The sequence below is a fragment of the Nocardioides pini genome (genome assembly GCF_026712185.1).
GTDB lineage: Bacteria > Actinomycetota > Actinomycetes > Propionibacteriales > Nocardioidaceae > Nocardioides > Nocardioides pini.
In genome coordinates, this window is record NZ_JAPPUX010000002.1 from 502,819 (window position 1) to 529,757 (window position 26,939).

Consider the following 26,939-nt stretch of genomic DNA (forward strand, 5'->3'; position numbering starts at 1 on the left):
ACCACCCCGTGCGTCCCGCTCCGCTCCTTGGGCGGTAACGCCGGGTTACCGCGGGTACCCACTGTGGTGCTCGGGGGTGGGTAGTCGCAGCAACCCGGCGTTACAGCGGCGCGGGTCACACGAAAATCGGGGGCGGGATGTCGGTGCCGCCACGTAACGTCCGGTGCTTGTGACGGTGACCGAGACGCAGACCCATCCGGCACCGGCGACCACGTCCGCGACGGCCGGGCTGCCGCCGGGTCGGGTGCCTGTCGACTGGCACCGCGTCCGTCGTCCGCTGACCTACGTCTGCTTCTCGATGTCGCTGTTCGGCGCCGTCGCGGCGTCCCTGGGCTCGATGGTCGCCGGACGCCTCGCCGACGGCCCGACCACCACGCTGCTGACCCTCCTGGCGCTGTGCGTCGTCGGCGGTGCGGTGATCGACACGGTCGCCAAGACGATCTGGGCGACCATCTGCGACCGCGCCGAGGGGCAGCTGCGCTCCGACCTGCTCGACGCGGCGATGGCGCAGCCGCTGTCCGAGCTGTCCGAGCAGGCCGTCGGCGAGGTCCTCGACCGCATCGACGACGACACGTGGGAGGTCGGCCAGCTGATGCGCTGGGGCGTGTGGCAGGCCGCGCGCACGTTCCTGGCGTCCGGTCCGCTGTGGGTCGTCGCGTCCCTCACCTGGTGGCCGGCGGCCTTCCTCTTCCCGCTGACCGCGGTCGTCACCTACCTGTCGATCCGCCACCTGCTCCCCCAGATCGCGGAGCGCAAGGTCGTCGAGGAGGCAGCCTGGACCGATCACGCCGCCTCCACCGAGGAGGGGGTCGCCGCGCGTGACGACCTGCGCACCTCCCTGGGCCAGGCCCACGTGCTGGGCCGCAACGCCCACCTCGCGTCGGTCGTCCACCGCACCCTCGACGCGGTCCTGGCGGTCGAGGTGCGCGTCACCCGCCGCAGCGGCGGGCTGCTGCACGGCGCGCTGGCCGCCGTCGGCGTGGTCGGCGTCGCGCTGACCCTCTCCGGGGGCCTGTCGACGGCACGCCTGGTCACGCTGTTCCTCGTCACGACGATGTTCGTCGGGGGCGTCGACATGCTCGCGCGCCACCTGCCCGACCTCCAGGAGGGCTTCGGCGCGGTGCTGCGCCTGCGCGGCATGCTGGCCTCGCCGGCCGAGCCGACCGGTGGCCTGCCCGTGCCCGACGGTCCGCTCGACGTGGAGTTCCGCCACCTCGAGTTCAGCTACGGCACCGGCACCTTCGCGCTCCGCGACGTCGACCTGCTGCTCAGCGCGGGGCACACGTGCGCGCTCGTCGGTCGCACCGGGTCGGGCAAGTCGACCCTCGCCTCGCTGCTCTCGCGGGCCGTCGAGCCACCGCGCGGCATGGTGTTCCTCGGCGGGGTCGACGTGCTCGACCTCGACCTGCAGCAGCTGCGCTCCGCAGTCGGCGTGGTCACCCAGCGCACCGAGGTCCTGGCCGGCACCCTCGCCGACAACATCACGCTCTTCGACGACGTCCCGCGCGCGGTCGTCGAGGCGGCGGTGGCCGAGCTCGGCCTGACCGAGTGGGTCGCCGGGCTGCCCGGCGGCCTCGACACCGTCCTCGGCCCCGGCGGCACGAGCCTGTCGGCCGGCGAGGAGCAGCTCGTCGCCTTCGCCCGCCTCCTCGTGCGCGACGTCAGCGTCGTGGTCCTCGACGAGGCCACGGCCCGCATGGACCCCGTCACCGAGGCGCGCGTCGTGCGCGCCGCCGACCGGCTCATCTCGGGTCGCACCGGCATCCTGGTCGCCCACCGCCTCTCCACGACCGAGCGCGCCGAGCAGGTCGCCGTCCTCGAGTCCGGGCGGGTCGTCCAGCAGGGCCCGCGCGCCCGCCTCGCCTCGGAGGAGGGCCGGTTCCGCGACCTCCTCGACGCGGCCGCCCACGAGGCGGTCGTCGAGGAGCACCACCACGACGACGCGACCATCGGGTCCGTGCGCCGCAGCACCACTCCCCCGGCGCCGCCCGAGCTCGCACCGACGCCGACCCTGGCCCGGCAGGTGCTCCACACCATCAGCATGCAGCCGCAGTGGGGCCTGCTCGGCGCGTTCCTGTTCCTCGTCGCCTCGCTGACCGGGGCCTTCGGCGCGGTCACCGGCTGGGTGTGGGGCCACATCGTCACCGACCTGCAGGCCGGTGAGCGCCCCGGGCTCCTCGTCGTCGCCCTGGTCGCGTCCCTGCTCGCCGGTCCGCTCCTCCTGGCCCAGGCGTTCCGCACCTATCCCCACTGGTGGGTGGAGGTACGCCTCCGCGTGCGCGCAGCGGTGCTCCACGGGCAGACGTCCCAGCGCCGGCTGCTGCGCACCCCACCCGGCGAGGTCGTCGCCCGCACGATGGACGCCGACCGTCTCGCGCGCTACACCGACCGCTGGGTCGACTTCGTCAACGGCCTGGTCATCGCGGTGGTGACGGCGCTCATCGCCCGCACGTGGGTGGCCGGCGCGGTCCTGCTGGCCGTCATGGTCGCCTCCGCCCTCGCCTCGACCCTGGGCCGCCGCGTCGCGGGTCGGTCGGCGGCGGCCGCGTCGACCGCGCGCGCGAGGTTCGGGCAGTCGCTCGTCTCGGCGCTGGAGTCGGTCCGCACGGTCAAGCTGGCCGCGGCGACGCCGCAGGTCCACCAGCACCTGCGCGACGTCGACGGCGGTCGGGTGGACGCGGCCGTGCGGGAGCACCGCGTGCAGGCCCTGCTCGAGGGTGTGCCGGTCGTCATGGTCCAGTGCGGCGTCGTCGCAGCGTGGGGCGGGCTGCTCACCGGCCAGTGGGAGCTCGCGACCGCGCTCCTCGTCGCCAACGCCGTCAGCGGGTTCGACTGGTTCGGCCGGGTCGCCGGCACGGTCGTGACCGAGGCGCCCGGCACGCGCGCCTGGATGCAGGCCACCAGCGAGCTCGCCGGCGGCGGTGACCTGATGGACCTGCCCCCGGGCGTCGACCTCGTCCGCGGCACCGGGCCCGAGCCGCCCGCGCCCCACCGCGACCCGCTGCGCACCCTCACGGTCCGTGACCTCGCGGCGGTGCACGACGACGGCACCGTCGGCGTCGAGGACGTCGACCTCGACGTGCGGGCCGGTGAGCTCGTCCTGCTGCTCGGCCAGGTCGGCTCGGGGAAGTCGAGCCTGCTCAGCGCGCTCGCGGGCCTGGTCGGCAGCACCGGCGAGATCCGCTGGAACGACCAGGTCGTCGACGACCCGCAGACCACGCTGCGTCCCGGCCGGGTCGCCCACGTCGCGCAGGTGCCGCGGGTGCTGTCCGGCACGTTCACCGGCAACGTCGCGCTCGACCACGCCGACCGGTCGGTGGTGCCGGCGCTCGAGGCGGCCCGCATGGGGCGGGACGTCTCGGAGGCAGGCGGCCCCGACGCCCTCGTCGGCCACCGCGGCGTACGCCTCTCCGGCGGGCAGGTGCAGCGCCTCGCGCTGGCCCGGGCGCTGGCGACCGACGCCGACGTGCTGCTGGCCGACGACGTGTCGTCGGCCCTCGACGCCGCCACCGAGATCGAGCTGTGGCAGGCGCTGCGCGCCCGCGGGACCGCCGTCATCGGCGCCACCAGCAAGGCGGCCGCGCTCGCGCAGGCCGACCGCGTCGTGGTGCTCGACTCCGGACGCGTGGTCGACGACGGACCGTGGCACGAGCTCTCGTCGCGGTGGGCCCACCTGGCCGGCTGAACCACCCGCGGCGACTTGGGGCGCATGGTTGGGTGGAGACATGCGCGTCGTCATCGCTGGTGCCTCGGGCTTCCTCGGGACCCACCTGTCCGACCACCTGAGGACGCACGGCCACGACGTGACGGCCCTCGTCAGGCGCGAGCCCGGCTCGGCGCACGAGTCCCGGTGGGATCCGGCCGCCGGCCGCATCGACGCCGGGGTGATCGAGTCGGCCGACGCGGTGGTCAACCTCGCGGGGGCCCCCATCGCCGGCAACCCGCACTCGAGGAAGTGGGCCGAGGAGGTGCTGGAGTCGCGGGTGTCGACCACCCGGCTGCTCGCCGAGACCGTCGCCGCGTCCGACCGGCCCGCGGCCTTCGTCGCGGGCAACGGCATCGCCTGGTACGGCGACCACGGCGCGTCGCCGGTCACCGAGGACACCCCCAGCACGGGCAGCGCGTTCCTCACGAGGGTCTCCCACGAGTGGTCCGCGGCGGCCGATCCGGCTCGCAAGGCCGGCGCGCGCGTGTGCGAGCTGCGCACCGCCCCCGTCATGGACCGCACCTCGCCGCCGCTGAAGCAGCTGCGCCTGCTGTTCCAGGTGGGCGGCGGCGCCCGGCTCGGGTCGGGCGAGCAGTTCATGCCGATGATCTCGCTGCGCGACTGGGTCGGCGCGGTGAGCTACCTGATCGAGTCGCGCGACGTCTTCGGCGCCTTCAACCTCTGCTGCCCCCAGACGCCGACCAACGCCGAGTTCACCAGGACCCTGGCGGCCGCGCTGCACCGCAAGGCCTTCCTCGCCGTCCCCGCCCCGCTGATGAGGGTGGCTGCCGGCGACCTGGCACCCGAGGTGCTGGGCTCGGTCAACGCCCGGCCCGCCGCGCTCGAGCGCGCGGGCTACGACTTCGAGGACGAGGACGTGCGCGAGGTGCTGGCCGCCGCGCTGTCCTGACCGCGCACCTCGGCCACCACCCACGTCCCGCCCTCGCGCACCAGCACCACGCGTCGCGTGGACGGCCGCCCGACCGGCAGCGCGACCGGAGCGCCGGACCCGACGGCCTGCGCGCCGACGACGCGGTCGGTGAGCACCACCTCCAGCCGGTCGGTCGACCGGTGCGTGACGCGCAGCGCCAGCACCTGCGTGGTCATCCCCTCGACCCGGAGCCCGCGTCGGCGGTAGTCGCGCAGCAGGCGGACGTCGGCCGCGCCGGCCCCGGACCCGTCGACGTACAGCCGCTCGAGCGCTCCCGCGTCACCGTCGGCCCACGCGGCGGACCGGCGCTCGTCCCAGGCCGCCAGCACGGCAGCCGGTCCCGGCCGGGCGGGCTGCCCCGCGGGGACGGGCTCCGACGGGCTCGCCGGGCGCGGCGGCGGGTCGGGCCGCGCCACGACGACCACGAGCACCGCGACCACCAGCGCGCAGGCGGCCGCGGTCAGCACGGGGAGGAGTCGGCGCGGGTCCACCTGGCCACCCTCGCCGATCTCCCGGCCGGCTGCAGGCGTCATCCACAGGCACTCGCCCCGCCCCCACCCCTGCGTCATGCGAACCCGCACCCATGGGTGCCGATCCGTATGACGCAACCCCGGCCACCAAGCGGGGAGACCACCCCGGCGGCGTACGCTCGGGGCATGTCGTCGGACCAGATCGTCACGCACCCCCTCGACTTCGAGGTCGCCGGCCTCGGCGACGACGCCGTCGACTACCTGGCCGCCTGGGACCTCCAGCGACAGGTGCACGAGGAGGTCGTCGCCGGCTCGCGCCCCGACACCGTCCTGCTGCTCGAGCACCCGCCGGTCTTCACCGCCGGCAAGCGCACCGACCCGCACGAGCGGCCGCTCGACCCGGGCGGCGCGGCAGTGATCGACGTCGACCGCGGCGGCAAGATCACCTTCCACGGTCCCGGTCAGCTGGTCGGCTACCCCATCGTCGGGCTGCCCGACCACGTCAAGGTCGTCGACTACGTGCGCCGGGTCGAGGAGGCGCTGATCGCGGTCTGCACGGACCTCGGCGTCACCACCGCCCGCATCCCGGGCCGCAGCGGCGTGTGGCTGCGCGAGGACGAGCGCGGCCCCGAGCGCAAGATCGCGGCGATCGGGATCCGGGTGAGCCGCGGCGTCACGATGCACGGCTTCGCGCTCAACTGCGACGTGGACCTTGGCTGGTACGACCGCTTCGTCCCGTGCGGCATCGCCGACGCCGGGGTCACCTCGCTGTCGGAGGAGCTCGGCCGGGACGTCACGGTCGACGACGTGCTGCCGAGCGTGCGCCGGCACCTCGCGACGTACCTCTCCTGGCGGCCCTACGACGCCACCCCCGACTACGACGCGCGTCCCGAGCCGGGCCGCGGCCCCCGCATCGAGCTGGTCAGGCCGGGCGCACCGGCGTGAGCACGGCGACCGGGATCACGCGTCCGGCCTCGGCCTCGTAGCGCGCCACGCCCGGCGCGCGCGCCAGCACCACGTCACGCCACACCCGGTCGCGCTCGGCGCCGTGGAGCTCGACCGCCTCGACGTCCTGCGCCTCCCGCCCGATCTCGACCTGCGCACGCGGAGTGTGGCGCAGGTTGCGGAACCAGTCGGGATCCCGGGGCGAGCCGCTGCCGGTGCCCCACACGAGGTAGCCGCCGTCGTGCTCGAGGTAGCGCACCATCGTCGACCGGGGCAGGCCGGTGCGGCGTCCGGGAGAGGTGATCATCAGCACCGTCGTGTCGCCGACGGCGTCGAGACGGCCGCCTGCCGCCCGGTGCAGGAAGACACCGATCCTGTTGCCCGTCGCCGCCAGGCGACGCCGTGACGTGCCCACGTCCTCAGGGTCCACCCGCCGACGGCCGCGGTCAACGCACGGGGACCGGCTGCCGGTCAGCCGGTCAGTCCCGCCGGTCCTCCCCGAACCGCTCGTGCGAGTGGTGCTCCTCGGCGAGCCGTCGCAGGGTGGTGAGCACGGTCGCGAAGACGACCTGTCCCACGATCATCTCCTCGAGCAGCCCGACGCGGTCCTTGCGGTCGTCGAGGTTGGCGATCTCGTGCCGCGCCAGCTGGTCGGCCAGCGCGACGTAGGGCGCGATCTCGGCCGGGCCGCGCGGGTGGGTGTCGAAGCCGGCCCTCAGCTCCAGCGTCGCCGCCAGGTTGTCGCGGTCGACCGAGTCGCCGCGCACGCGGTCCCAGCCGGCCTGGGCGATGATCGCGTCGGCGACCGCCCGCGCCTGCTCCCGTCCCGGCCCGGACGGTGGCGGCGTCGGGGCGAGCGCGTCGGCGGCGACGGCGAAGAGGTCGTGCACGGTGCCCCGAGTCTCCGTCGCCGCGACGAGGCGCTTGAGGCCCTCGACCGGTACGCCACCCACGTCGCGCAGGATCCGCAGCAACCCGAGGCGACGTACGTGCTGCTCGTCGTAGTCCGTCAGGCGCGGCGTGCGCTTGTCCCCCTCGGGGAGCAGCCCCTCGCGCAGGTAGTACTTGATCGTCGGCACCGGTACCCCGGTCTGCTCCGAGAGCTCGGAGATCCGCACGGCCACCCCTTGACGTCGTCGCGTAGATAGTGTCACTGTCGTAGACGACAGTATAACTATCCAAGGAGGGAACCATGGCCGACCCGACCACCCGGCGTGTCCCCCGCGCCTACGCCTCCGCCCGCGGTCGTACGCCGTCCGGCGTGCGCGACGGGCAGTACGTCGCCGACCCGCAGGCCGACGACGTCGTCGTCTTCATCATCGGCATGCGCATCAACCGGCTGCGCAAGGTCCGCAGCTGGTGGCCGGCGTTCGTCGCCATGCCCCGGATGCTCCGCGAGCTCGCTCAGTCCGACCGCGGCCTCCTCGGGGTGCACAGCTTCTGGGCCGGCCGGGTCTTCCTCACCGTCCAGTACTGGCGCAGCGCCGCGGAGCTCGGTGCCTTCGCGCGCGACGCCTCGATGTCGCATGCGCCGGCATGGCGCGCCTTCAACAAGGACGCGGCCGCGACCGGGGACGTGGGCATCTTCCACGAGACCTACGTCGTGCCCAAGGACCGCATCGAGTCCCTCTACGGCAACATGCCCGCCTTCGGCCTCGCACAGGCGGTCGGCTCCGTCGAGCGAGGATCCGGACGCCTCACGAGCGCCCACGAGCGCCTCGACAGCACGCAGCCGGACTACGTCGACGCCCCGGCCTGAGCAGGGCGGAGGCTGATTGGGGACGCTCGGCGCACCGTCGTAGAGTGGCGGGCGTGACGACTGCTCCCGCACCCGAAGGACGCAAGCTCCTCCGACTGGAGATCCGCAACGCGGAGACCCCGATCGAACGCAAGCCGGAGTGGATCAAGACCCGGGCCAAGATGGGCCCGGAGTACACCTCCCTGCAGAACCTGGTGAAGTCCGAGGGGCTCCACACGGTCTGCCAGGAGGCGGGCTGCCCCAACATCTTCGAGTGCTGGGAGGACCGCGAGGCGACCTTCCTCATCGGCGGCGACCAGTGCACGCGCCGGTGCGACTTCTGCCAGATCGACACCGGCAAGCCGAAGCCGCTCGACCGCGACGAGCCGCGCCGCGTCGCCGAGTCGGTGCAGAAGATGCAGCTCAAGTACGCCACCATCACGGGCGTTGCCCGCGACGACCTGCCCGACGGCGGCGCGTGGCTCTACGCCGAGACGGTCCGCGCGATCCACGAGCTCAACCCGAACACCGGCGTGGAGAACCTCATCCCCGACTTCAACGGCAAGCCCGACCTCCTCCAGGAGGTCTTCGAGTCCCGGCCCGAGGTGCTCGCCCACAACGTGGAGACGGTCCCCCGGATCTTCAAGCGGATCCGCCCCGCGTTCCGCTACGACCGCTCGCTCGACGTCATCACCCAGGCCCGCGACTTCGGCCTGGTGACCAAGTCGAACCTGATCCTCGGCATGGGCGAGACCCGTGACGAGGTCAGCCAGGCGCTGCGCGACCTCCACGAGGCCGGCTGCGAGCTGATCACCATCACCCAGTACCTCCGCCCCTCCCCGCGCCACCACCCCGTGGAGCGGTGGGTCAAGCCGGAGGAGTTCGTCGAGCTCAAGGCCGAGGCCGACGAGATCGGCTTCGCCGGAGCGCTCTCCGGCCCGCTGGTCCGCTCGTCCTACCGCGCCGGCCGGCTGTACGGTCAGGCGATGGACGCTCGGGCCGCCGCGACCGCGTGACCCCGCACCACCCCACCTGACCCCGCACCACCTGTTGACCACCTGACCGGACAAGGCCACATCGATGTCGACCCCCGCCACCACGCCCAGCTCGCGCCGCGGGCAGATCATGCAGACCTACCAGATGGCCAAGCGGAGCGACCCGCGCATCGGCCTGATCGTGACGGGCGTCTTCGTGCTGGGCGCCGCCCTGGGCTTCGCGCTCATGTGGGTGCTCCCCGGTGACGGCCTGCTCGGCTGGATCATCTCGGTGGTCGGTGCGCTGCTGATCGGCGCGCTGTGCGCGCTCCTCGTCTTCGGTCGCCGCGCCCAGCGGGCGGCGTACACCCAGATGGAGGGCCAGCCGGCCGCCGGAGCAGGTGCCCTGCAGATGCTGCGCCGCGGCTGGAAGGTGGACCCCGTCGTCGGCTTCACCAAGCAGCAGGACGTCGTCCACCGCGTGGTCGGCCCTCCCGGCATCGTCCTGGTCGGCGAGGGCTCGAGCCCGAGCCGGGTCAAGCAGCTGCTCGCGACGGAGCACAAGAAGCACGAGCGCGTGGCCTACGGCGTCCCGATCCACGAGGTCGTCTGCGGTCGCGGCGAGGGCGAGGTCCCGCTTCCCAAGCTGGTGAAGCACGTCCAGAAGCTCGGCCGCAACGTGAAGCCCGCGGAGATGACCGACATCCTCCAGCGGCTCAAGGCCCTCGACGCCCAGCGCGGCAAGCTGCCGCTGCCCAAGGGGCCGATGCCGACCTCCATGAAGGGCATGCGCTCGCAGCAGCGCGGCCGCTGAGCCTGGAGTCTCCCTAGACCGCGACGGTCCGCGTGCCGGCCGCGACGTCGTGGAGGCCGCGACCGTCGAAGGTCAGCAGCGGCGGCACGAGCAGCGCGACGAGCACGGAGCGACCGAGCGCACGCAGCAGCGAGACCGGGCGGCCGGACCCGTCGTTGCGGACGACCCGCAGCCGGGTGGCGAGCTTGCCGAACGACCCGCCGGCCACGGCGGTGAACAGGGCCGACTCGAGGACGAAGAGCGCCATCGTGCCGAGGCCGTTGGGGTTCCCGCCGAGCACGCCGACCGCCACCAGGCCCTCGACGACCGCGAGGCAGGCCACCCAGTCGACGAAGAGCGCGAGGATGCGCCGTCCCCACGAGGCCGACGCGAGCTCCGGTGTTACAGCGCTGGTCACGCGGCCACCCTAGGAGGCGTGCGGGAGCGGCCCACCGACCGGTCACCCGTAACACGGGCGAAACAAACGGGATACGGTCTGGAAACTGCTCCCACCTAGCGTGGCGGCACGGTGCAACGAGGCTCCGCTCCCGAACGCTGCAAACTCGACGTGCGCACACACCGCCGTCAAGGAGGAACCGAATGTTCAACAACTCGGATGAGCTGCTCAAGTTCATCAAGGACGAGGGCATCGAGATGGTCGACGTCCGCTTCTGCGACCTGCCCGGTGTGATGCAGCACTTCACCGTCCCGGCGGGGGCGTTCGACCAGAGCGTCTTCGACGACGGCCTCGGCTTCGACGGCTCGTCGATCCGCGGCTTCCAGGCGATCAACGAGTCGGACATGTCGCTCTTCCCGGACCCGACCACCGCGTACGTCGACCCGTTCCGCCGCAGCAAGACCCTCAACGTCAACTTCTTCATCCACGACCCGATCACCGGCGAGGCCTACAGCCGCGACCCGCGCAACATCGCCCGCAAGGCGCTGGCGTACCTCGATTCGACCGGCATCGCGGACACCGCGTTCTTCGCGCCCGAGGCGGAGTTCTACATCTTCGACAACGTCCGCTACAGCACGGGCGTCAACGAGGGCTACTACCACATCGACTCCGTCGAGGGCTGGTGGAACTCGGGCAAGGACGACGGCCAGAACAAGGGCTACAAGACCCGCCTCAAGGGCGGCTACTTCCCCGTCGAGCCGTACGACCACTACAGCGACCTGCGCGCCGACATGGTCAAGAACCTCGAGGCGTGCGGCCTCGAGGTCGAGCGGGCCCACCACGAGGTCGGCACCGCCGGCCAGGCGGAGATCAACTACAAGTTCGACACGCTGCTCAAGGCCGCGGACGACGTGATGAAGTTCAAGTACCTCATCAAGAACACCGCGTGGGAGGCCGGCAAGTCGGTCACCTTCATGCCGAAGCCCATCTTCGGCGACAACGGCTCGGGCATGCACGTGCACCAGTCGCTGTGGAAGGACGGCGAGCCGCTGTTCTTCGACGAGACCGGCTACGCCGGCCTGTCCGACGTCGCCCGCTGGTACATCGGCGGCATCCTCGAGCACGCCCCGTCGCTGCTGGCGTTCACCAACCCGACGGTGAACTCCTTCCACCGCCTCGTGCCCGGCTTCGAGGCGCCGATCTCGCTGGTCTACTCCTCGCGCAACCGCTCGGCCTCGGTCCGCATCCCGATCACGGGCGCCAACCCCAAGGCCAAGCGCGTCGAGACCCGCTTCCCCGACCCGTCGGCGAACCCGTACCTCGCCTTCTCCGCCCTCATGCTCGCCGGCCTCGACGGCGTCCAGAACAAGACGGAGCCCGCTGCTCCGATCGACAAGGACATCTACGAGCTGCCGCCGGACGAGATGGCCGACATCGCGCAGGTGCCCACCAGCCTCGGCGCCGTGCTCGACGCCCTCGAGGCGGACCACGACTACCTCACGGCCGGCGGTGTCTTCACCGACGACCTGATCGAGACGTGGATCCACTTCAAGCGCACCCAGGAGATCGCCCCGGTCCAGCTGCGCCCGCACCCGCATGAGTTCGAGCTCTACTACGACATCTAGTCACGCATGGGCGATGCCCACCGGCTAGGTGCCTGGAAACGGCCCCTGACCTGCGAAGACACCTTCCAACGTCTTCCAGCGTCAGGGGCCTTTCTTCGTTCGTCCGCGACCCCAGCGCAGCTCACCGCGAGCGCAGGAGTACGTGCTGCTTCGTGCTGCGCTGTCTGCGGCTGATCCGGGGCTGCTGGACCGCGTGTCGACGGCGGTGGACTGCTCTGCATCGGACGAGCGCGACGTCAGGGCGCATGTCCCCGGACGGCGGGCCCCGGGACCATGCCCGACGACGCGACCGCGAGCAGGTCGTTCCGGCAGGTGGTTCAGGCAGGTAGGCGGATCGTGTGCCGGGTCAGGCTGGTCGCGCTTGGGTGATCTTGTCCCACAGGGAGCCGGCGTTGAGGGTTTGGATGTGCTTCATCATGTAGCCCTGCCCGACGTCGACGGGGTAGCGCTCGGCGAAGTTCACCCGCTCCACCGTCTCCTCGCGCGTCCAGCCCTTGGCCACGGCGTCGGTGACTGCGGTGACCCAATCGAGCAGGTTGGTGCGCTGGCGGGCGAGGTACTGCGGCGTGACGACCTCGCCGTGGCCGGGGACGACCCAGTCGACGTCGAGCTTGCCGATGCGGTCCAGAGCGGCGAGCCACTCGGTGACGTTGGACCCCATGAGCCAGGTCTGGCACTCGGAGAAGATGGTGTCGCCGGTGAACACGACACGCTCCTGCGGGACGTGCACGGCGATCTGGCCAGGGGTGTGCCCGGGGGTGTGCAGCAGCTCGAAGGTGTGGTCGCCGACCGTGAGCGTGAGGTCACCGGTGAAGGTGATGGTGGCGCGTCCGGGGTCGGCGAAGTAGGTGTCGCGGTCAGGGAAGATCGCCTTCCCGTCCGGGTCGTCGGTGGGGACGGCCTCGTACGCGTAGTCGAACGAGTCCAGGGAGGGGGTGACCTCCATGAAGTTGTCGGCCACTCCCTGGTGGTGGACGATGTCGCCAGCCCCGCGGAAGTAGTAGTTGCCGAAGATGTGGTCGACGTGGTGCTCGGTGTTGATGACGTACCTGATCGGCCCGTGGCCCTCGGCCTCGTCGCGCATCGCGACGGCCTTGGTGGGCAGCTGCGGGGTGTCGACGACGACGACCCCGTCGTCGGTGAGCACCATGCTCGGGTTGCAGCCGCGGAGGGTGGTGTCGGTCCAGACGTTGCTGGTGACCTTCTGCATGCTTGTCAGCTCCTTCAGATCCAGGTGGCTCAGCCGATGAGGACTGTGCGGATGTTGGTGAACTCGCGGGCACCGGCCTCGCCGAGCTCGCGGCCGTAGCCGCTCTGCTTGACCCCGCCGAACGGCAGGCGGGGGTCGGATGCGGTGACGGCGTTGATGAACAGCGCGCCGGAGTCGATGCGGGACCCGACGGCCAGGGCGTGCTCGGTGTCGGCGGACCAGACGCTGGCGCCCAGGCCGTACGGGGTGGCGTTGGCCAGCTCCACGGCTTCGTCGTCGGTGCTGAACGCGATGACCGCGGCGGCGGGTCCGAAGGTCTCCTCGGCCATGACTGCCATGTCCGGGGTGACGTCGACCAGGACGGTGGGGGCGTACCAGGCGGGGCCGCGCTCGATGAGCTGGTGCCCGCCGGTGAGGACCTTGGCGCCGGCCTCGACCGATCTGGCCACCTGGTCGTCGAGGTTGGCGGCGAGGTCGGCGCGGGCGAGCGGTCCGATCTTCGTGGCGTCGTCGCGCGGTGCGCCGATGACGAGCTCGTCGACGGCGTCGGCGAAACGTCGGCCGAACTCGTCCGCGATCGACTCGTGGACGATGAAGCGCTTGGCGCAGAGACACGACTGGCCGGTGTTGAGGAACCGTCCGGCGACTGCCTTGGGGATCACGACGTCGAGGTCGGCGTCGGCGAGGACGACGAAGGGGTCGGACCCGCCGAGCTCCAGCACGCTCTTCTTCGCCGCCCGTCCGGCGCTGGCGGCCACGTGGGCGCCGGCCTTGTTGCTCCCGGTGAGCGTGACGGCGGCGATGCGGTCGTCACCGATGAGCCGGTCGACCGTTTCGGGCACATCGGACTCGGCGACGACCAGGGTGCGGAAGACCCCGTCCGGCAGTCCCGCGTCGCGGAGGATGTCCTCGATGGCCAGGGCGACGCCCGTGACGTTCGGGGAGTGCTTGAGGATGCCGGCGTTGCCCGCCATGAGGGTCGGGGCGACGAAGCGGAACACTTGCCAGTAAGGGTAGTTCCAGGGCATCACCGCCAGGATCGTCCCGAGGGGCTCGTAGCGCACCCAGCTGCGGGAGCCGGTGGCCTGGACGTCCTGGTCGGCGAGGGCCTTCGGGGACTCCTCGGCGTAGTACTCGCACACCCAGGCGCACTTCTCGACCTCGGCGATCGCCTCGGTGATGGGCTTGCCCATCTCGGCGGTCGCGAGTGCACCCAGCTCGGCTGAGCGTTCACGCAGCACCTCGGCGGTGCGGCGCATGATGGCGGCGCGCTCCTCGATGGGGGTGTCCGCCCAGGTCTTCTGGGCTGCGGTGACCTGGACGAGGACGGCTTCGATGTCCGTTGCGGACATCGCGTCGTAGCGTGCCAGCTCGGTGTCGGTCGCAGGGTTGATGGTGACGATCTGCTCGCGGGTCTGCTCAGAGAACACTGCGCACGATCCTTTCCAGGGTTTGGCTCTTGCCGTAGAGGTAGCCGACGACCAGTCCGGTGGCGCCGATGACGAGTGGTCTGGCGATCGACTTGACGGCTTCGGACCCGAAGAGGAGGCCCATGGCGTCGAGCCCGTCGCCGCCGGACGGAGTGAACGCCGGGGCCGTCGAACTCGACGTCGACGATGCAGCCGTGGGCGTGGTGGAGCTGGCGGCGCCGGACTGGATGAGCTGCGAGAGGTTGTCGGCGAACTGGGCCAGCATGCGGTTGCTGACGTCCTTCATGACGCCGCCGCCGAACTGCGCGGCCTTCCCGGTGACGTTGAGGTCGGTGACGACATGGACGTCGGTGGCGCCGTCGCGCTCGGCGAGGGTCGCGGTGACGGTGGCCTGGGCCCCGCCGTTCCCCTTCGCGTCGCGACCCTGCGCCTGGATGACCGCGCGTCGGGCGGTGGCATCCTTCTCGACGAGCTCGCCATCGCCCTTGAAGGTCATGGAGATCGGACCGAGCTTGATCTTCATGCCGCCTTCGAAGGTGTCCCCGTCGACCGACGTGACGGCTGCGCCCGGGAGGCAGGGCGCGATCTTCTCGACGTCGACCAGCAGGTCGAAGGCGCGGTCGGCCGGGACCGGGACGGAGAAGTCGTGGACGAGTTCCATGTGGGTGGCTCTTCTCGGCTATCGGGTGGTCAGGTCAGTGGTGCGAAGGTCTCGACGTCGACGCGCCCGCCGTCGACGATCACCCGCGAGCCGGTCACGTAGGCGAGCTCGCCCGGGTCGGGCAGGCCGGCACCGATGGCGAGGGAGCGCAGGAGCGGCGAGTGGGTGATGCAGACGATCAGCCGGCCGCTGTACGGGCCGGGATCAGCAAACGTGCGGGCGAATCGTTGGAGCCGCGCTGACACGTCGTCGCGAGTCTCGCCGGGTGGATCGTCCTGTCCCAACCACCAGCCGATGCGGTCAGGGGCGTGGAAGAAGGTGTCCCACCACGCGTTGGCTGCGGCCTGCGTGGCCGTCATGCCGGGCACCTGCTCGGCGAGCGACTCCGGTGAGCTGACCATGTTGACGCGGGTGCCGGCTGCGTACATGTCGGGGTTGCGCAGGGCGAACGAGTCGATCGGTCCGTCCACGCGTTCGGGTGCGTCCATCCCGCGGATGATGGCCTCGGCTGTCTCGCGGGTGCGGCGGGTGCCGCCGTACAACACGGTCACCGGGTCGGCGAACGACGCGGCGATGGCTTTGCCGGACTGCTCGGCGTGGAGGAGCCCGGCCTCCGTCACGGGGACGTCACCTCGGTGCGAGGCGACCTCCCCGTGACGCAGGAACAGGATCTGCATGTCAGACGTCGATCGTGGTGTACGTCTTGACCGAGCGCTCCTCGAGGTACTCGATGATGTAGCCGAAGACGTTCTCCTGGAAGTGCGGTGTGGCCTTGTGTGCCTCGTAGGCGGCCTCGTCGACGTACTGCTCGTAGAGGAAGAACGTGCGCGGGTCCTCGGGGTTGACCTGCGCCTGGTAGAAGAGGTTCCCCTCCTCCGCACGCGAGAGCGGGGTCATCTTGACGATGGTCTCCTCGACGCGCTTCTCCTCGCCTTCCTTGGCCAGCCAGGTGGCGGCGACAACGAATGCCATGGTGTGTCTCTCTTCCGTGGGTTGTGTGGTTGGACGTGCGGTGACATCGGGTGCGGCGGGCGGTCAGGCCGCCGGGGTGCCGACGGTGTTGCGGAGGACGCCGATGCCGGAGGCCTCCATCTCGATGCGGTCGCCGGGCTGCAGCCAGCGATCGAGCTCGAGGCCGGAGCCGCCGGTGGCGGTGCCGGAGCCGAGGACCTCACCGGGCCGCAGGGTCAGGCCCTGGGAGGTGTAGGCGATCATCGACTCGAAGGTGTGGTGCATGTCCTTGGTGTTGGTGCCGCCCCAGCGTTCGCCGTTGATGCGGACCTCGAGGTCGACGTCGTGGGGGTCGATCTCGTCTGCGGTGACCAGGCAGGGGCCGAGGATGTTGGAGCCGTCCCAGTCCTTTGCCTTGCTCGGGCCCATGCCGACGGGGAGCTCGCGCACCTGCACGTCGCGGGCGGACATGTCGTTCCAGATGGTGTAGCCGAACACGTGGTCCAGCGCGTCGACTTCCGCGATGTCCTTGCCAGCGGTCCCGATGACGGCGGCGAGCTCGAGCTCGTGGTCCAGCTTCTGGGTGTAGGCCGGCCACGGGATCTCGACCTCGGGGCCGATGACGGTGTCGGGCAGGCCCTTGTAGTGCGCGGGGACCTGGTACCACTCGTCGGGGATGTCCTTGCCGAGGCCGGCGAAGGCGTTGAGGAGGTGGCCCTCGAAGGCGAGGAAGTCTCGGATGGTGCGTGGCCGCAGCGGTGCGAGCAGGCGTGCGTCGGGGACGTGCCGGGTGGCAGAGCCGATCCGGCCGCCGGCCTCGATGAACGCGACCATGTCGCCGTCGAAGTCGGCGTCGACGACGTCGCCATCGTCGAGGTAACCCACACGGGGCGCGGAGTGGTCGGGGGACTCGTAGGTCACGAACTTCACTGGGCTGCCTCCTCGACGGCCTCGATGATCTTCAGGTAGCAGCCGCAGCGGCACAGGTTGCCGCCGAGGCCCTCGCGGATCTCCTCGCGCGAGCAGGCGTGGCCCTTGTCGATCATGTCGCGGGCGGTGAGGACCATGCCGGGGATGCAGTAGCCGCACTGGAAGGCGTGGTTGCGGTCGAAGCTGGCGACGACCTCGTCGTCCTCGGGAAGGCCCTCGATGGTCGTGATCTCCTTGCCCTGCGCGAGAGGCGCCATCAGGATGCAGCCGGAGACGGGCTCGCCATCCAGGAGGACGGTGCACGTGCCGCACAGGCCGACACCGCACGTGACGCGGGGGCCGGTGAGGCCGACCTGGTCGCGCAGGACGTCGACGAGCATGTCGTGGGGTTCGGCGTCGACGTCCACGGCCCGGCCGTTCACGTTGAGTGTGAGGTTCACTGCGGGTCCTCCCCTGTCGGGCTCTGGAATGTGTCGCCGAGGCGTGCGGCAAGGACACGCTCGGGTGTCATCGGCAGGTCCCGGACGTCGTAGCCGAAGGTCGCGACGGCGTTGCCGATGGCGGGTGGGACCGGCGGAACGGCGGTCTCCCCCAGTCCGTGGACCTCGCCGCCGGGTACTTCCATGACGCGGTGCCGGATGGAGGCGACGTCGAGGGCGGAGGCGATGTTGTAGTCCGACAGGTTCGGGTTCGTCATCTGACCCTCGGTGTACTGCAGCTCCTCGAAAAGCGCGGTGCCCAGGCCGAGGATCATCGAGCCCTCGTTCTGCAGCTCGGCGCCGTGCTTGTTGATGACCTTGCCGGCGTACGAGCAGGCGTACAGCGTGGAGAGGCTGATGATGCCCGTCTCGTCGTCCACCTCGAGCTCAGCCGAAGCCGACCCCTGGTGCCAGTGCGAGGACGCGATGCCCTGCCCGGTGTCCGGGTCGAGGCCCCCGTCGTTGGAGACGTACCCGTGACCGATCGTGCCGTGGACCTGGAGGTCGCGGGCCGCGTCCGCGAGGGCTCGGCTCATCATGTGGGTCGACCGGCTGGAAGTGGTCCGGGTGTCGTAGGGCACCCGGTCGGTGTCGGGCGCGCACACGACGACCTGGTCCACCTCGACCTTGAGGTACTCGGCCGCGAGTCGGGTGAGCATCTCCCCCGCCCCTTGGCCGATGTCCGCGGTCGCGGCCTGGACCTCGTACCGCCCGTCGGGCAGGAGCTCGATGCGTGCCTCGGCCTTGCTGGGGGTCTGCATTCCCTTGAGGATCACCACGACTCCCTTGCCGCGGCGGTCGCCGTCCTTCTCCCAGCCGACAGCGGCGGCGGCATCGTCGAGGAGCTCCTCGAAGCGGGCGTCGTGCATGACCTCGCCGGTGCAGAACGTGTCGCCCTCGTGGAGAAGGTTCTGGCGACGGAGCTCGACCGCGTCGATGCCGAGCTTGTCGGCCATCATGTCCACGACACGCTCGGCGGCCCAGATGGACTGCATGGCTCCGTAGCCGCGGAACGCGCCACCGGGCGGCAGGTTGGTGTAGATGCAGTAGGAGTCGACCGCGACGTGGTCGAAGCGGTAGGGGCCGACGCCGGCATAGCCCATCTTCTGCGCGACGCCGGGCCCGCAGTCGGCGTACGCACCCGTGTTGACGTAGGCCCAGATGCGCTTGGCGACGAAGGTCCCGTCCCGCTTGGCGCCCAGCTTGATGCGGACGGTGGAGGGATGCCGGGTGACCTCGTTGAAGACCTCGTCGCGGTCGAGGACGCACCGGACCGGCCGCCCTGCCTTCCGGGCAGCCAGTGCGGTGATGGCCTCGGTCCGGATGAAGGTCTTGGCGCCGAACGCACCGCCCATGAACGGCACGACGACGCGGACGTCCTCGGCAGCCAGGCCGAAGATGTGGGCCAGGTCCTGGCGCATGTTGAACGGCGTCTGCGTGCCGGTGGTGACCTCGAGGCGTCCGTCGACCCACTGGGCGTTCGTGGCGTGCGGCTCCATGGGCACGTGTGCCGCGGCCGGGGTGTGGAAGACCTCGTCGACGATGACGTCCGCGTCGGCGAAGGCGTCTGCCAAGGCGTCGTCGGGGTCGTCCAGGTGTGGGACGACCTCCGGCTCGTCGCGGCCCTGCAGGGCTGGCGTACGGATGCGGAACCGGTGGCAGACGTTCGTGCCGTCCTGGGGCCGCATGTCGAAGTAGGCCGAGTCCGACTCGGAGGTGTAGTGCTTGGCGTGCACGAGCTGGGCGCCCGGGGCGATGGCGTCCATCTCGCCGAACACGGACGGGACCGCCTCGTAGTCGACCTCGACGAGCGAGGCCGCCACCCGGGCGTCGCGAGCGGTGGGGGCGACCACCGCGGCGATCGCGTCGCCGACGAACTTCGGCTCGCGGGTCAGGACGACCTGATCGGCGATCTGGCAGCCGAAGGTGTTCAGGTCGCTGACGTCGTCGGCGGTCAGGAAGATGACGTCGTCATCGAGGAGCGCGGTCTGGAAACCGGTCACCCGTCCCGCGGGGATGGCCGAGCGGATGATGCGCAGGTGCCACTCCCCCGGGATGGTGGAGTCGATGGAGTAGGAGATCTGGGCGGTGATCCGCGGGTTGATGCCGCGCACCGCGGAGCTCGCGCCCGGGCCGTCGTAGGCCCGCGCGGGCCCGTCGCCGGGTCGGGTCTGGTCAGCGCGCTGGGTCATCGGGCCACCGCCATCAGGGCGCGACGGACCTCGACGCCGACGACGTGGCGCCGGTAGGCCGCGGATCCGCGGTTGTCGTCGATGTAGTCGATCCGCGAGGCGTACTCCTCGCCGATCTCTCGGGCGGAGTCCAGGTCGCCCGGGCGCCATTGCGAGCAGACGTCGGCGAAGTGGTACGGGCGGTCGCTGACGGCGCCGACGACGACACGGACCGTCTCGCCGTGCACGACCGCCGCCACCGACGAGGCCGGACGGTCTTCCTGCGAACGCGTGCGGAGCTTGCGGTAGACCGCGGCACCGGTGGGGCGCGGCACGACGACACGCGTGATGAGCTCGTCCTCCTCCATGCTGGTGGAGTAGTGGCCGATGATCAGGTCCTCCACGGGGACGCGGCGGGTGCCGCGGACCGAGGCGATCTCCGCGACGGCGTTGGACGCCACGAGCATCGACGGCGGGTCGGAGGCGTAGTCGGCGTCAGCGAGGACGCCACCCATGGTGGCCCGGTTGCGCACCCGCGGGCTGGCCACTGCCTTGAAGGCGGCGGCGACACCGGGCCAGATGGTGCGGACGGTGTCGTCCAGCTCGAGGCGTCGGTGCGTGACCATCGCTCCGACGGAGAGATCACCGGCGGAGTGCATCCGGGTGAGCTCGGTGACACGCTGGAGCGAGATCCACTCGTCCGCCTCGACGAGCCCTTGGCGCACCAGGATTCCCAGGAACGTGCCGCCGGCCACGATCGGGGCCTCGGGACGTTCCGCGCGTGTTCGCACGACGTCGTCGACGCTGGTGGGCAGGTGCCACGTCATGGAGGTCTCGTCTCCGTTCCGGTGTCGAGGTGGATGGTTCAACTGCGGTCGGGCGCGGGCGTCGGACCATGGGTGTGTCCGGCCCGTGCTCAGTCACATCGTGGTGACGGGCCGCGACTGGAGCATGTACAGCCCGGTCGAGTCGTAGGCCCACTCGATGTCCTGGGGGCAGCCGTTGAGGTCCGCCAGGTGCAGTCCCATCTTCACGAGGTCGGCCAGCTCGGACTCCGAGAGCACCTGCTCGTCGACGACGCGGGACTTCTTGAGCGTGCCCTTGCGGTCCAGGGTGTAGTAGTCGGGGGTCACCTCGCCTGAGACGACGTGCTCCCCGACGCCGCGGGCGGCCTCGACGACGATGCGGTCCTTGCGGTTGTTGACCGGGTCGACGGTGAACATGACGCCGGCCTTGTCGGCGTCGACCATCTGCTGCACGACCACAGCCATCTGGATGTCGTCGAGGTCGCCCTTGTGCTCGCGGTAGAACAGGGCGCGCTCGGAGAAGAACGACAGCCAGCACTCCACGACCTTGTCCATGACGTCGTCGAAGGTCTCGACGAACAGGTAGGTCTCCTGCTGCCCGGCGTAGGAGGCGTCGCTGCTGTCCTCGGCACAGGCCGACGATCGAACCGCCACGGACACGCCTTGCGGGAGCTTGTCGTAGGCAGCCTTGATGAGGTCTGCCGGAGGCTCGGTGTCGCGGACGACCTGGCGGGCGCCCTCGAGGTCCTGCGCCTTGAGGTACGACAGCAGCTTGGCGCCGTCGACCGCCTCGGCGAAGGCCGGGGACGTCACCACGAATCCGGGAGGTACCGGGAGCCCATTCTGGGTCATGGAGGCGAGGCTGGCGCCCTTGCCGCCGGCGAGCTCGACGTCGGTGCAGCGCTCGTCGGTGAAGTCGAGGACGAGGGGGGTGTCAGACATGGGTGGTTCCTCCAAACAGGGTGCTGCCGAAGTGCTCGATGTGGTCGCGCATGACCTTGCCGGTCAGGTCTGCGTCGCGCTGTCGGAGCGCGTCGACGATGGGTTGGTGTGTCTGAGCGATGGCGCCGAGGTCGAGCTGGGACTTGATGACGCTCACCAGGGTGAACGCCTCGATGCGCAGCCCGCCCCAGGAATCCAGCAGGACCGAGTTGCCGGCCGCCTCCACGATGACCTCGTGGAAGCGGGCGTCGTGGACGAGCAGGCCGTGCTGGTCGTTGGCTTCCGCGGCGTCGTGCATGTTCTGCATCTCGGCCTCCAGGAGGGTGAACGTCTCCTCGGTCGCGAGAGTCGAGGCGAGCTGGCCGGCCAGCTCCTCCAGGGCGGCGCGGACCGGGTAGCTCTCGGTCAGCTCCTCGGGGGTGACCTCGCGGACACGGGCGCCTCGGTAGGGCTCGGTCTCGATGAGCCGCATGGCCTCGAGGTCACGCAGCGCCTCGCGCACGGGCGCCTGGCTGACTCCGAGCTCCTGCACCAGCTGGAGCTCGACGACACGGTCGCCGGGCTTGTAGGTGCCCTCGAGGATGCGTTGGATGACGAGCTCCTTGATCTGCTCACGCATGACGCTGCGCTGCAAGGTCACGAGAGCACCTGCACCAGACCTGTGGTGCCGTTGACTCGGATCCTGTCACCGGTCTTGATATTGCGGGTCGCGTCCGACGTGCCGACCACGGCCGGGATGCCGAACTCGCGGGAGACCACGGCGGGGTGGGAGGCCATGCCGCCGGCGTCGGTGACGAGACCGCCGATCTTGGTGAACAGCACCACCCACGAGGGGCTGGTCATGCGGCAGATGATGATCTCGTCACGCTCGACCTCGCTGAACTGCTCGGGGTTGAGGACCACGCGAGCGGTGCCCTCGATGACGCCCTTGGACGCACCCAGGCCCTGGATCTCGCCCTCGACCTCCGACGGCTTGCGGTACACCTTGTCCGGGAAGGCCCACAGCGCCAGGTACGGGAACGCGAGGTTCTCCTCAGTGGCGGTGCCGACCCAGTCACGCGGCCGCAGCTCGTAGGCATCCTCGCGCTGGTCACGCCGGTCGCCGACGAGCTCCTCGGCGTCGAAGCCGTTGCTCCCCGCCATGAGCGTGCGCAGCTCGTTGTACCGCAGGTACATGACGTCCTCGGGGTCCTCGAGCCTGCCGTCCGCGACGAGCTTCTTGCCGATCGCGATGAGGACGAGACGGACCCGGGCGTTGGTGCCCTGGTCGATGTAGAAGTGGTGGTCGGGGGTGAGCGGGTTCATCCGCAGGCTCAGGTCGAGGGCCCCCTTCAGCCGCTCGAGGTCCTCGCCCTCGACGCCCTCGAGCGCCTCGGCCTTCGCAGCCTCGAGGTCCTTCTCGACGTTCGCGATCTCGGCCGGGTAGTCGTAGTCGGCCTCGAGGTAGCCGCGGATGGCCTCCAGGACGGGCGCGGGGTCCTCACGCCAGGTCTTGAAGGAGAACTCGTGGGCGTACATCGACTTGAACCCGAACACGGCCTGGTAGGACTCGATCTCCTTGGCGAGGAACGCCTGGCCCTCGGCGCTGGACTCCAGCGCCTGACGGATCTCGGGGGCGGTGGCCTTCTGGAAGGCCTGGGCCACCGGGCCGCTGTCGCTCTTCACGTGCTCCTTGATCTTCCACAGCTCCTCGATGGAGTCCCAGTTGCGGTTCTGCAGTGAGCTCTGGAGCCGGCCGGTGAGGTCGCTGTGATCGCCCTCGCCCTTGACCTCGGCGATGATCGTGTTGAGGTTCGTGGTCGAGGAGAACTGGGCGAAGTTGAGCACCCAGTGGATCTGCCAGTGCCGGTCGTGCATGTCGATCGCGTCCTCGAGGAGGATGGCGAGCTCGACGAGGCTCGCGGCGTCGTAGTCGTAGGTGTCGAACCGCTCGAAGTTGCGGGTCATCTCCGGGACGAGGCGGTCACGCCACCAGTGCAGGAAGTTCTCGGCGTAGTACGGCAGGGTCCAGCCCAGGTAGCCGCCGATCTCGGACGCGTACTCCTCGTTGTCGGGAACCCGGGGGACGTAGCGGGCGCCGTACTCGGTCGTCTCGGCCGACAGCCCCGGCTGGGCCGGGATGGCGGCGGTGTACACGTAGCCGTTGACGATCTTCGAGATCCAGTCCGAGGCGAAGGGCGTGCCGAAGCGGCGGAACATGTAGTCGCACTTGAGCCACCAGCCGCCGATGTCGGCGTACATGGGCGAGACCGGATTGGGGATGTGCAGGTCGTCGTGGACCCACAGCAGCTCCTTCTGCCCGTCTTCCCACGACACCGGGAACTCGTCGTCCCCGAAGAACGTCGCCACTGTCTCGGTCATCTCGGTTCCTCCTGTTGGTGTGACCGCGGCCACTTCCTAAGCGATTATCGATAATCTAGAGCGATGGCCGTCACCCGTCAAGGGGTGATGCAGAAGAGCCGAACACGTCCAGGTCGGCGCACGAGGCGCAAGCCGCATCCACGAAGGAGCACCCGATGAAGCTGCTGTTGATGGGCCCACCCGGAGCCGGGAAGGGCACGCAGGCAAGCCGGTTCGCCGCCGATCTCCGCGCGCCGCACATCTCGACCGGCGACATCTTCCGGGAGAACGTTGCGGGCCAGACCCCGCTGGGGAAGCAGGCCCAGGCCTACATGGACCGCGGCGAGTACGTTCCGGACGAGCTGACCAACGCCCTCGTTGCCGAGCGCCTCGCTCGAGCCGACGCACAGCCCGGATTCATCCTGGACGGCTACCCGCGCACCCCCGACCAGGTCGCCTGGCTGGACGCGATGCTTTCCCATCGAGGCCAGCAGGTCGACCACGTGCTGTGGCTCGACGTCGCGCGCACTGAGCTGGTGACGCGCCTGACCTCGCGTGCGGCGGCCTCGGGGCGCAGTGACGACGACCCGGCCGTGGTGGAGCGGCGGCTGGACGTGTTCGACGCACAGACCGCTCCCCTGCTTGCCCTCTACCGAGCGCGCGGCATCCTGCGGAGCGTCGACGGGGTCGGGACGCTCGAGCAGGTCGCGGGTCGGATGCGCACCGCGCTCGACCTGCCAAGCAACGCCTCAGCGGTCGACGCGCCCTCCGACACCGCGGTCAGCTCAACCCCCGTCTAGCCGGCACCTCGCGCCGGCTGGGCGCGTCACGACTCGGAGCCCGCGCCGGTCTCCGCGTGGGCGAACAGGCGCGCGGCGAACATCTCGATGTGCCCGCGCAGTTCCCGCCCGAGGGCCGCGGGGTCCCCGGCGCGCACGGCGTCCAGGATGACCTGGTGGGTCTCGGCGATGGACACCAGGTCGGCGTCAGACTTGATGACCGTTACCAAGGTGCGCGCCTCGATGCGGAGCCCCCGCCAGGCGTCGAGCAGCACGCTGTTGTGGGCAGCCTCGACGATCAGCTCGTGGAAGCGGGCGTCGTGCGCCAGCTGCTCGTGCAGCTCCCCGGCCTGGGCGCATCGCCGCATCGCGTCGAGCTCGGCCTGCAGGCCGGCGAGAAGGTCTGGGTCGACATGCGTGGCGGCCATGGTGCCGGCCAGTTCCTCCAGCGTCGCCCGCACCGGGTAGGTCTCGGCGAGCTCGGCGGTGGTGACCATGCGAACCCGGGCGCCCTTGTACGGGACCGATTCGATGAACCGCATGGCCTCGAGGTCTCGCATGGCTTCCCGGATCGGAGCCTGACTGGTCCCCAGCTCGGTCGCCAGGGCCATCTCGCGGATCCGGTCACCAGGACCATAGGTTCCGTCGAGGATGCGCTCGATGATCAGGTCCTTGATCCGGTCCCGAAGTACCGTGCGGTCCAACACGCGCTGTCCTCGTCTCCTCGGTCCGGGCGGACAGGTTCATCCTAGGTCGCGTCCCTTGACCCGGCCGCGAGCCCGCAGCCGTCGCCACCGACCGGGGTGGGACCACTCCCCCGGTTGGTCAGCACCACTGAGAACCGAGTAGGCGACGCACGATGGCTCTGGGTGTACTACGACATCTGAGCTCGACGTCGTGCGCCGAGGCCCCGGTCCCCTTCGTGGGGGCCGGGGCCTCCGGCGTGTCGGACGACCACAAGTCCCCAGCCCGGCTCACTGCGAGCACTGCAGCCGGGCGCTGGCTGGACTTCTGGTCGTTCGACGCGCCGCGAGCACGGGCGGAGGTTCGACCGCGACCCCCCCTGCATTTGGGTCCGCGGGCCAGCGACACCTACACCGACTCCGTGTCACCTGTTCGTGCCGTCGACGACCGTGGGCACGACCGCGACCGCCCCGCAGGCGTGGTCGAGCACCGACTCCGAGACCGATCCGCCGAGGATGCGCTTCACGACGCCGCGCTGGTGCGTCCCCACGACGATGATGTCCGCCAGGCCGGCGACCCGCAGCAGGTCGCGCTCGGGCAGCTGTCCCTGGTGGACCTCGACGACGAGGTTCACGTCGGGATGGTCCTCGCGGTAGCCGGCGAGGGACTCGGAGAGGCTGCGGGCGCGCTCCTCCATGTCGACCCCCGCACCTCGTGTCATCGGCGCGCCGACCAGCGCGGACCGCACGTCGTAGGCGAAGTGGACGACCTTCAGCGGCAGTCCGCGCAGGCTGGCCAGGTGGAAGGCGAAGGCCAGGACCGGTCTCGAGTCCTCGGTGGCTTCCGTCGCCACGACAACGCCGGAATGGACGCGGCCGGGATGATCGCCCGGACGAAGGACGACCACCGGGCATCGTGCATGGCGCACGACGGAGAGCCCCACCGAGCCCAGGAGGTGGGAGCGGACAGGACCGCGCCCTCGCGAGCCGAGGACGAGCAGGTGGGCGGTGGACGAGAGCTGGTTGAGGAGCGTGCCGGGATCGACGATGTCGAACACCGTGGTGACGGGTACGTCCGGGGCGACCTTCTCGACCTCCGCACGAGCCCGCGAGAGCAGCTGGTCGCCGTGTTCGCGCAGCTGGACTGCCGAGCTCGAGGCAGAGCCGACGCCGTACTCACGCCGCGCCCCGGACACCGGCCCGGAGGCGTTGGCGAGGATGAGCGTGCGTCCCTCCAGCCGCGCCTGCTCGGCGGCCCATCGCAGGGCCGGTCCCTTGAAGACCGAGTCCGCCACGCCGACCACGACGGCGCTGTCTCGCTGCGTGTCCATGTCATGTCCCTTCGCGAGGTGTTCAGTCCAGCCTCGCCTGCCTCGAGCGTGACGAGCAGGGCCGAAGGTGCTCGCACCTGCAGGACCTTGGGCCCAAAGGCCCTGTTGCCCCGGGTCGTCCGACCGCGTCGGAGCGCGGTCGGGTCGCCCACCATGTGAGGAGAGGACCGGTGTCGGAGTCCTCACGTCACCAGGAGGGAACACCATGCACACCAGGACGTGGCACGTGACGATCAACCTGTTCGAGGAGGAGGCGCTCACACGCGCGGACGCGGTGCTCCACACGGACGCCGGTCCCGACGTGCGCCACTCCGCCGTTGCCCGACGCCACCCGGCTGATCGGGACGTGCCGGAGATCGGCGACGAGCTGGCGGCGTGTCGCGCCCTTGCCGGTCTGGCGCATGACCTCCTGGACGCGGCCATCGCCGATGTCGCCGTGAACGACCCGAGGGGCGGGACGCCGGTCATCACTGAAGCGTCACCCGCCTGATCTCCGTCCTCTCGACGGACTCACGTCTGCGGCGGGGCGCGCCACCGCCGCGGCCCAGCCCCAGGAACCCCTGGGCGCGGGTCCCGAGGGATCAGGGCCGAAGGTCTCTGTCCGCCCGCCCGGGTCAGGCGTAGAACTGATGTCACGAGACCCCGCG

27 protein-coding genes are annotated in these 26,939 nt (G+C 70.7%); 9 read left to right on the plus strand and 18 right to left on the minus strand.

Features of this window, described 5'->3' with window-relative positions:
• Positions 1 to 175 precede the first annotated feature (175 nt).
• Positions 176 to 3,685 (plus strand): ATP-binding cassette domain-containing protein, encoded by a 3,510-nt coding sequence (locus tag NYO98_RS08535; protein WP_268111171.1) that lies wholly within the window; start codon positions 176 to 178, stop codon positions 3,683 to 3,685.
• Positions 3,686 to 3,725: 40 nt separating this feature from the next.
• Positions 3,726 to 4,616: a TIGR01777 family oxidoreductase gene (locus NYO98_RS08540; RefSeq protein WP_268111173.1), complete on the plus strand. Its 891-nt coding sequence runs from the start codon at positions 3,726 to 3,728 to the stop codon at positions 4,614 to 4,616.
• On the opposite strand, the gene NYO98_RS08545 is transcribed toward NYO98_RS08540, so the two are convergent.
• Positions 4,562 to 5,206, minus strand: a complete 645-nt coding sequence (locus tag NYO98_RS08545; protein WP_268111174.1) for a hypothetical protein — start codon at positions 5,204 to 5,206, stop codon at positions 4,562 to 4,564. The two genes, NYO98_RS08540 and NYO98_RS08545, sit on opposite strands and share 55 nt — an antisense overlap.
• 87 nt (positions 5,207 to 5,293) lie before the next feature.
• On the opposite strand from NYO98_RS08545, the gene lipB reads away from it, so the two are divergent.
• Positions 5,294 to 6,052: a lipoyl(octanoyl) transferase LipB gene (gene lipB / locus NYO98_RS08550; protein WP_268111175.1), complete on the plus strand. Its 759-nt coding sequence runs from the start codon at positions 5,294 to 5,296 to the stop codon at positions 6,050 to 6,052.
• On the opposite strand, the gene NYO98_RS08555 is transcribed toward lipB, so the two are convergent.
• Positions 6,030 to 6,467, minus strand: a complete 438-nt coding sequence (locus tag NYO98_RS08555; protein WP_268111176.1) for a nitroreductase/quinone reductase family protein — start codon at positions 6,465 to 6,467, stop codon at positions 6,030 to 6,032. The genes lipB and NYO98_RS08555 overlap by 23 nt on opposite strands.
• 64 nt (positions 6,468 to 6,531) lie before the next feature.
• Complete coding sequence (locus NYO98_RS08560; RefSeq protein ID WP_268111177.1) at positions 6,532 to 7,170, minus strand: MerR family transcriptional regulator; 639 nt, start codon at positions 7,168 to 7,170, stop codon at positions 6,532 to 6,534.
• 74 nt (positions 7,171 to 7,244) lie between these two features.
• Between NYO98_RS08560 and NYO98_RS08565 the strand changes: the two genes are divergently transcribed.
• The 3 genes from NYO98_RS08565 (at position 7,245) to NYO98_RS08575 (ending at position 9,578) form a co-directional block, all read left to right on the plus strand.
• Positions 7,245 to 7,811, plus strand: a complete 567-nt coding sequence (locus NYO98_RS08565) for a DUF4188 domain-containing protein (protein ID WP_268111178.1) — start codon at positions 7,245 to 7,247, stop codon at positions 7,809 to 7,811.
• 53 nt (positions 7,812 to 7,864) lie between these two features.
• The gene (gene lipA, locus NYO98_RS08570) at positions 7,865 to 8,806 is read left to right on the plus strand and encodes a lipoyl synthase (RefSeq protein WP_268111179.1); all 942 of its coding nucleotides are present in this window, start codon (positions 7,865 to 7,867) and stop codon (positions 8,804 to 8,806) included.
• Positions 8,807 to 8,870: 64 nt separating this feature from the next.
• Entirely contained in the window at positions 8,871 to 9,578 is a 708-nt protein-coding gene (locus NYO98_RS08575; protein WP_268111180.1) for a DUF4191 domain-containing protein, read from the plus strand.
• 13 nt (positions 9,579 to 9,591) lie between these two features.
• Here the strand turns inward: NYO98_RS08575 and NYO98_RS08580 are convergent, their stop codons facing one another.
• On the minus strand, positions 9,592 to 9,975 hold the full coding sequence (locus NYO98_RS08580) for an RDD family protein (protein ID WP_268111181.1): 384 nt from the start codon (positions 9,973 to 9,975) through the stop codon (positions 9,592 to 9,594).
• Between the two features lie 182 nt (positions 9,976 to 10,157).
• Here NYO98_RS08580 and glnA point away from each other — a divergent pair, with 182 nt between their 5' ends.
• Positions 10,158 to 11,579 carry a type I glutamate--ammonia ligase gene (gene glnA / locus NYO98_RS08585; protein ID WP_268111182.1) on the plus strand — a complete coding sequence of 474 codons (1,422 nt, stop codon included), beginning with the start codon at positions 10,158 to 10,160 and terminating at the stop codon, positions 11,577 to 11,579.
• Positions 11,580 to 11,925: 346 nt separating this feature from the next.
• Here glnA and NYO98_RS08590 read toward each other — a convergent pair whose 3' ends face one another.
• From NYO98_RS08590 to NYO98_RS08645, 12 genes are all read right to left on the minus strand, one after another.
• The gene (locus NYO98_RS08590) at positions 11,926 to 12,789 is read right to left on the minus strand and encodes an MBL fold metallo-hydrolase (protein ID WP_268111183.1); all 864 of its coding nucleotides are present in this window, start codon (positions 12,787 to 12,789) and stop codon (positions 11,926 to 11,928) included.
• 29 nt (positions 12,790 to 12,818) lie between these two features.
• Positions 12,819 to 14,219, minus strand: coding sequence for an NAD-dependent succinate-semialdehyde dehydrogenase (locus tag NYO98_RS08595; RefSeq protein WP_268111184.1), 1,401 nt, complete (start codon positions 14,217 to 14,219; stop codon positions 12,819 to 12,821).
• On the minus strand, positions 14,209 to 14,880 hold the full coding sequence (locus NYO98_RS08600; protein WP_268111186.1) for an SRPBCC family protein: 672 nt from the start codon (positions 14,878 to 14,880) through the stop codon (positions 14,209 to 14,211). The genes NYO98_RS08595 and NYO98_RS08600 overlap by 11 nt, the downstream gene beginning before the upstream one ends.
• A 29-nt stretch (positions 14,881 to 14,909) precedes the next feature.
• Positions 14,910 to 15,557: a phosphoglycerate mutase family protein gene (locus NYO98_RS08605; protein WP_268111187.1), complete on the minus strand. Its 648-nt coding sequence runs from the start codon at positions 15,555 to 15,557 to the stop codon at positions 14,910 to 14,912.
• Position 15,558: 1 nt separating this feature from the next.
• Positions 15,559 to 15,852 carry a putative quinol monooxygenase gene (locus NYO98_RS08610; protein ID WP_268111188.1) on the minus strand — a complete coding sequence of 98 codons (294 nt, stop codon included), beginning with the start codon at positions 15,850 to 15,852 and terminating at the stop codon, positions 15,559 to 15,561.
• A 63-nt stretch (positions 15,853 to 15,915) separates the two neighbouring features.
• Positions 15,916 to 16,761: a fumarylacetoacetate hydrolase family protein gene (locus tag NYO98_RS08615; RefSeq protein WP_268111189.1), complete on the minus strand. Its 846-nt coding sequence runs from the start codon at positions 16,759 to 16,761 to the stop codon at positions 15,916 to 15,918.
• Positions 16,758 to 17,201, minus strand: coding sequence for a (2Fe-2S)-binding protein (locus NYO98_RS08620; protein WP_268111190.1), 444 nt, complete (start codon positions 17,199 to 17,201; stop codon positions 16,758 to 16,760). Before NYO98_RS08620 ends, NYO98_RS08615 begins: the two co-directional genes overlap by 4 nt.
• The gene (locus NYO98_RS08625) at positions 17,198 to 19,432 is read right to left on the minus strand and encodes a xanthine dehydrogenase family protein molybdopterin-binding subunit (RefSeq protein WP_268111191.1); all 2,235 of its coding nucleotides are present in this window, start codon (positions 19,430 to 19,432) and stop codon (positions 17,198 to 17,200) included. The genes NYO98_RS08620 and NYO98_RS08625 overlap by 4 nt, the downstream gene beginning before the upstream one ends.
• Positions 19,429 to 20,238, minus strand: a complete 810-nt coding sequence (locus NYO98_RS08630) for an FAD binding domain-containing protein (protein WP_268111192.1) — start codon at positions 20,236 to 20,238, stop codon at positions 19,429 to 19,431. Before NYO98_RS08630 ends, NYO98_RS08625 begins: the two co-directional genes overlap by 4 nt.
• A 93-nt stretch (positions 20,239 to 20,331) precedes the next feature.
• Complete coding sequence (locus NYO98_RS08635; RefSeq protein ID WP_268111193.1) at positions 20,332 to 21,159, minus strand: PEP/pyruvate-binding domain-containing protein; 828 nt, start codon at positions 21,157 to 21,159, stop codon at positions 20,332 to 20,334.
• Entirely contained in the window at positions 21,152 to 21,799 is a 648-nt protein-coding gene (locus tag NYO98_RS08640; RefSeq protein ID WP_268111194.1) for a GntR family transcriptional regulator, read from the minus strand. Before NYO98_RS08640 ends, NYO98_RS08635 begins: the two co-directional genes overlap by 8 nt.
• Positions 21,796 to 23,520: a PEP-utilizing enzyme gene (locus tag NYO98_RS08645; RefSeq protein ID WP_268111195.1), complete on the minus strand. Its 1,725-nt coding sequence runs from the start codon at positions 23,518 to 23,520 to the stop codon at positions 21,796 to 21,798. The genes NYO98_RS08640 and NYO98_RS08645 overlap by 4 nt, the downstream gene beginning before the upstream one ends.
• 155 nt (positions 23,521 to 23,675) lie before the next feature.
• Between NYO98_RS08645 and NYO98_RS08650 the strand changes: the two genes are divergently transcribed.
• Positions 23,676 to 24,299, plus strand: coding sequence for an adenylate kinase (locus tag NYO98_RS08650; protein WP_268111196.1), 624 nt, complete (start codon positions 23,676 to 23,678; stop codon positions 24,297 to 24,299).
• Between the two features lie 26 nt (positions 24,300 to 24,325).
• Here the strand turns inward: NYO98_RS08650 and NYO98_RS08655 are convergent, their stop codons facing one another.
• Together NYO98_RS08655 and NYO98_RS08660 are read right to left on the minus strand one after the other, a co-directional pair.
• Positions 24,326 to 24,985, minus strand: a complete 660-nt coding sequence (locus NYO98_RS08655; RefSeq protein WP_268111197.1) for a GntR family transcriptional regulator — start codon at positions 24,983 to 24,985, stop codon at positions 24,326 to 24,328.
• A gap of 401 nt (positions 24,986 to 25,386) precedes the next feature.
• Complete coding sequence (locus tag NYO98_RS08660) at positions 25,387 to 26,292, minus strand: universal stress protein (RefSeq protein ID WP_268111198.1); 906 nt, start codon at positions 26,290 to 26,292, stop codon at positions 25,387 to 25,389.
• Between the two features lie 226 nt (positions 26,293 to 26,518).
• On the opposite strand from NYO98_RS08660, the gene NYO98_RS08665 reads away from it, so the two are divergent.
• Positions 26,519 to 26,782: a dsRBD fold-containing protein gene (locus tag NYO98_RS08665; RefSeq protein WP_268111200.1), complete on the plus strand. Its 264-nt coding sequence runs from the start codon at positions 26,519 to 26,521 to the stop codon at positions 26,780 to 26,782.
• The last annotated feature ends 157 nt before the right edge of the window (positions 26,783 to 26,939 follow it).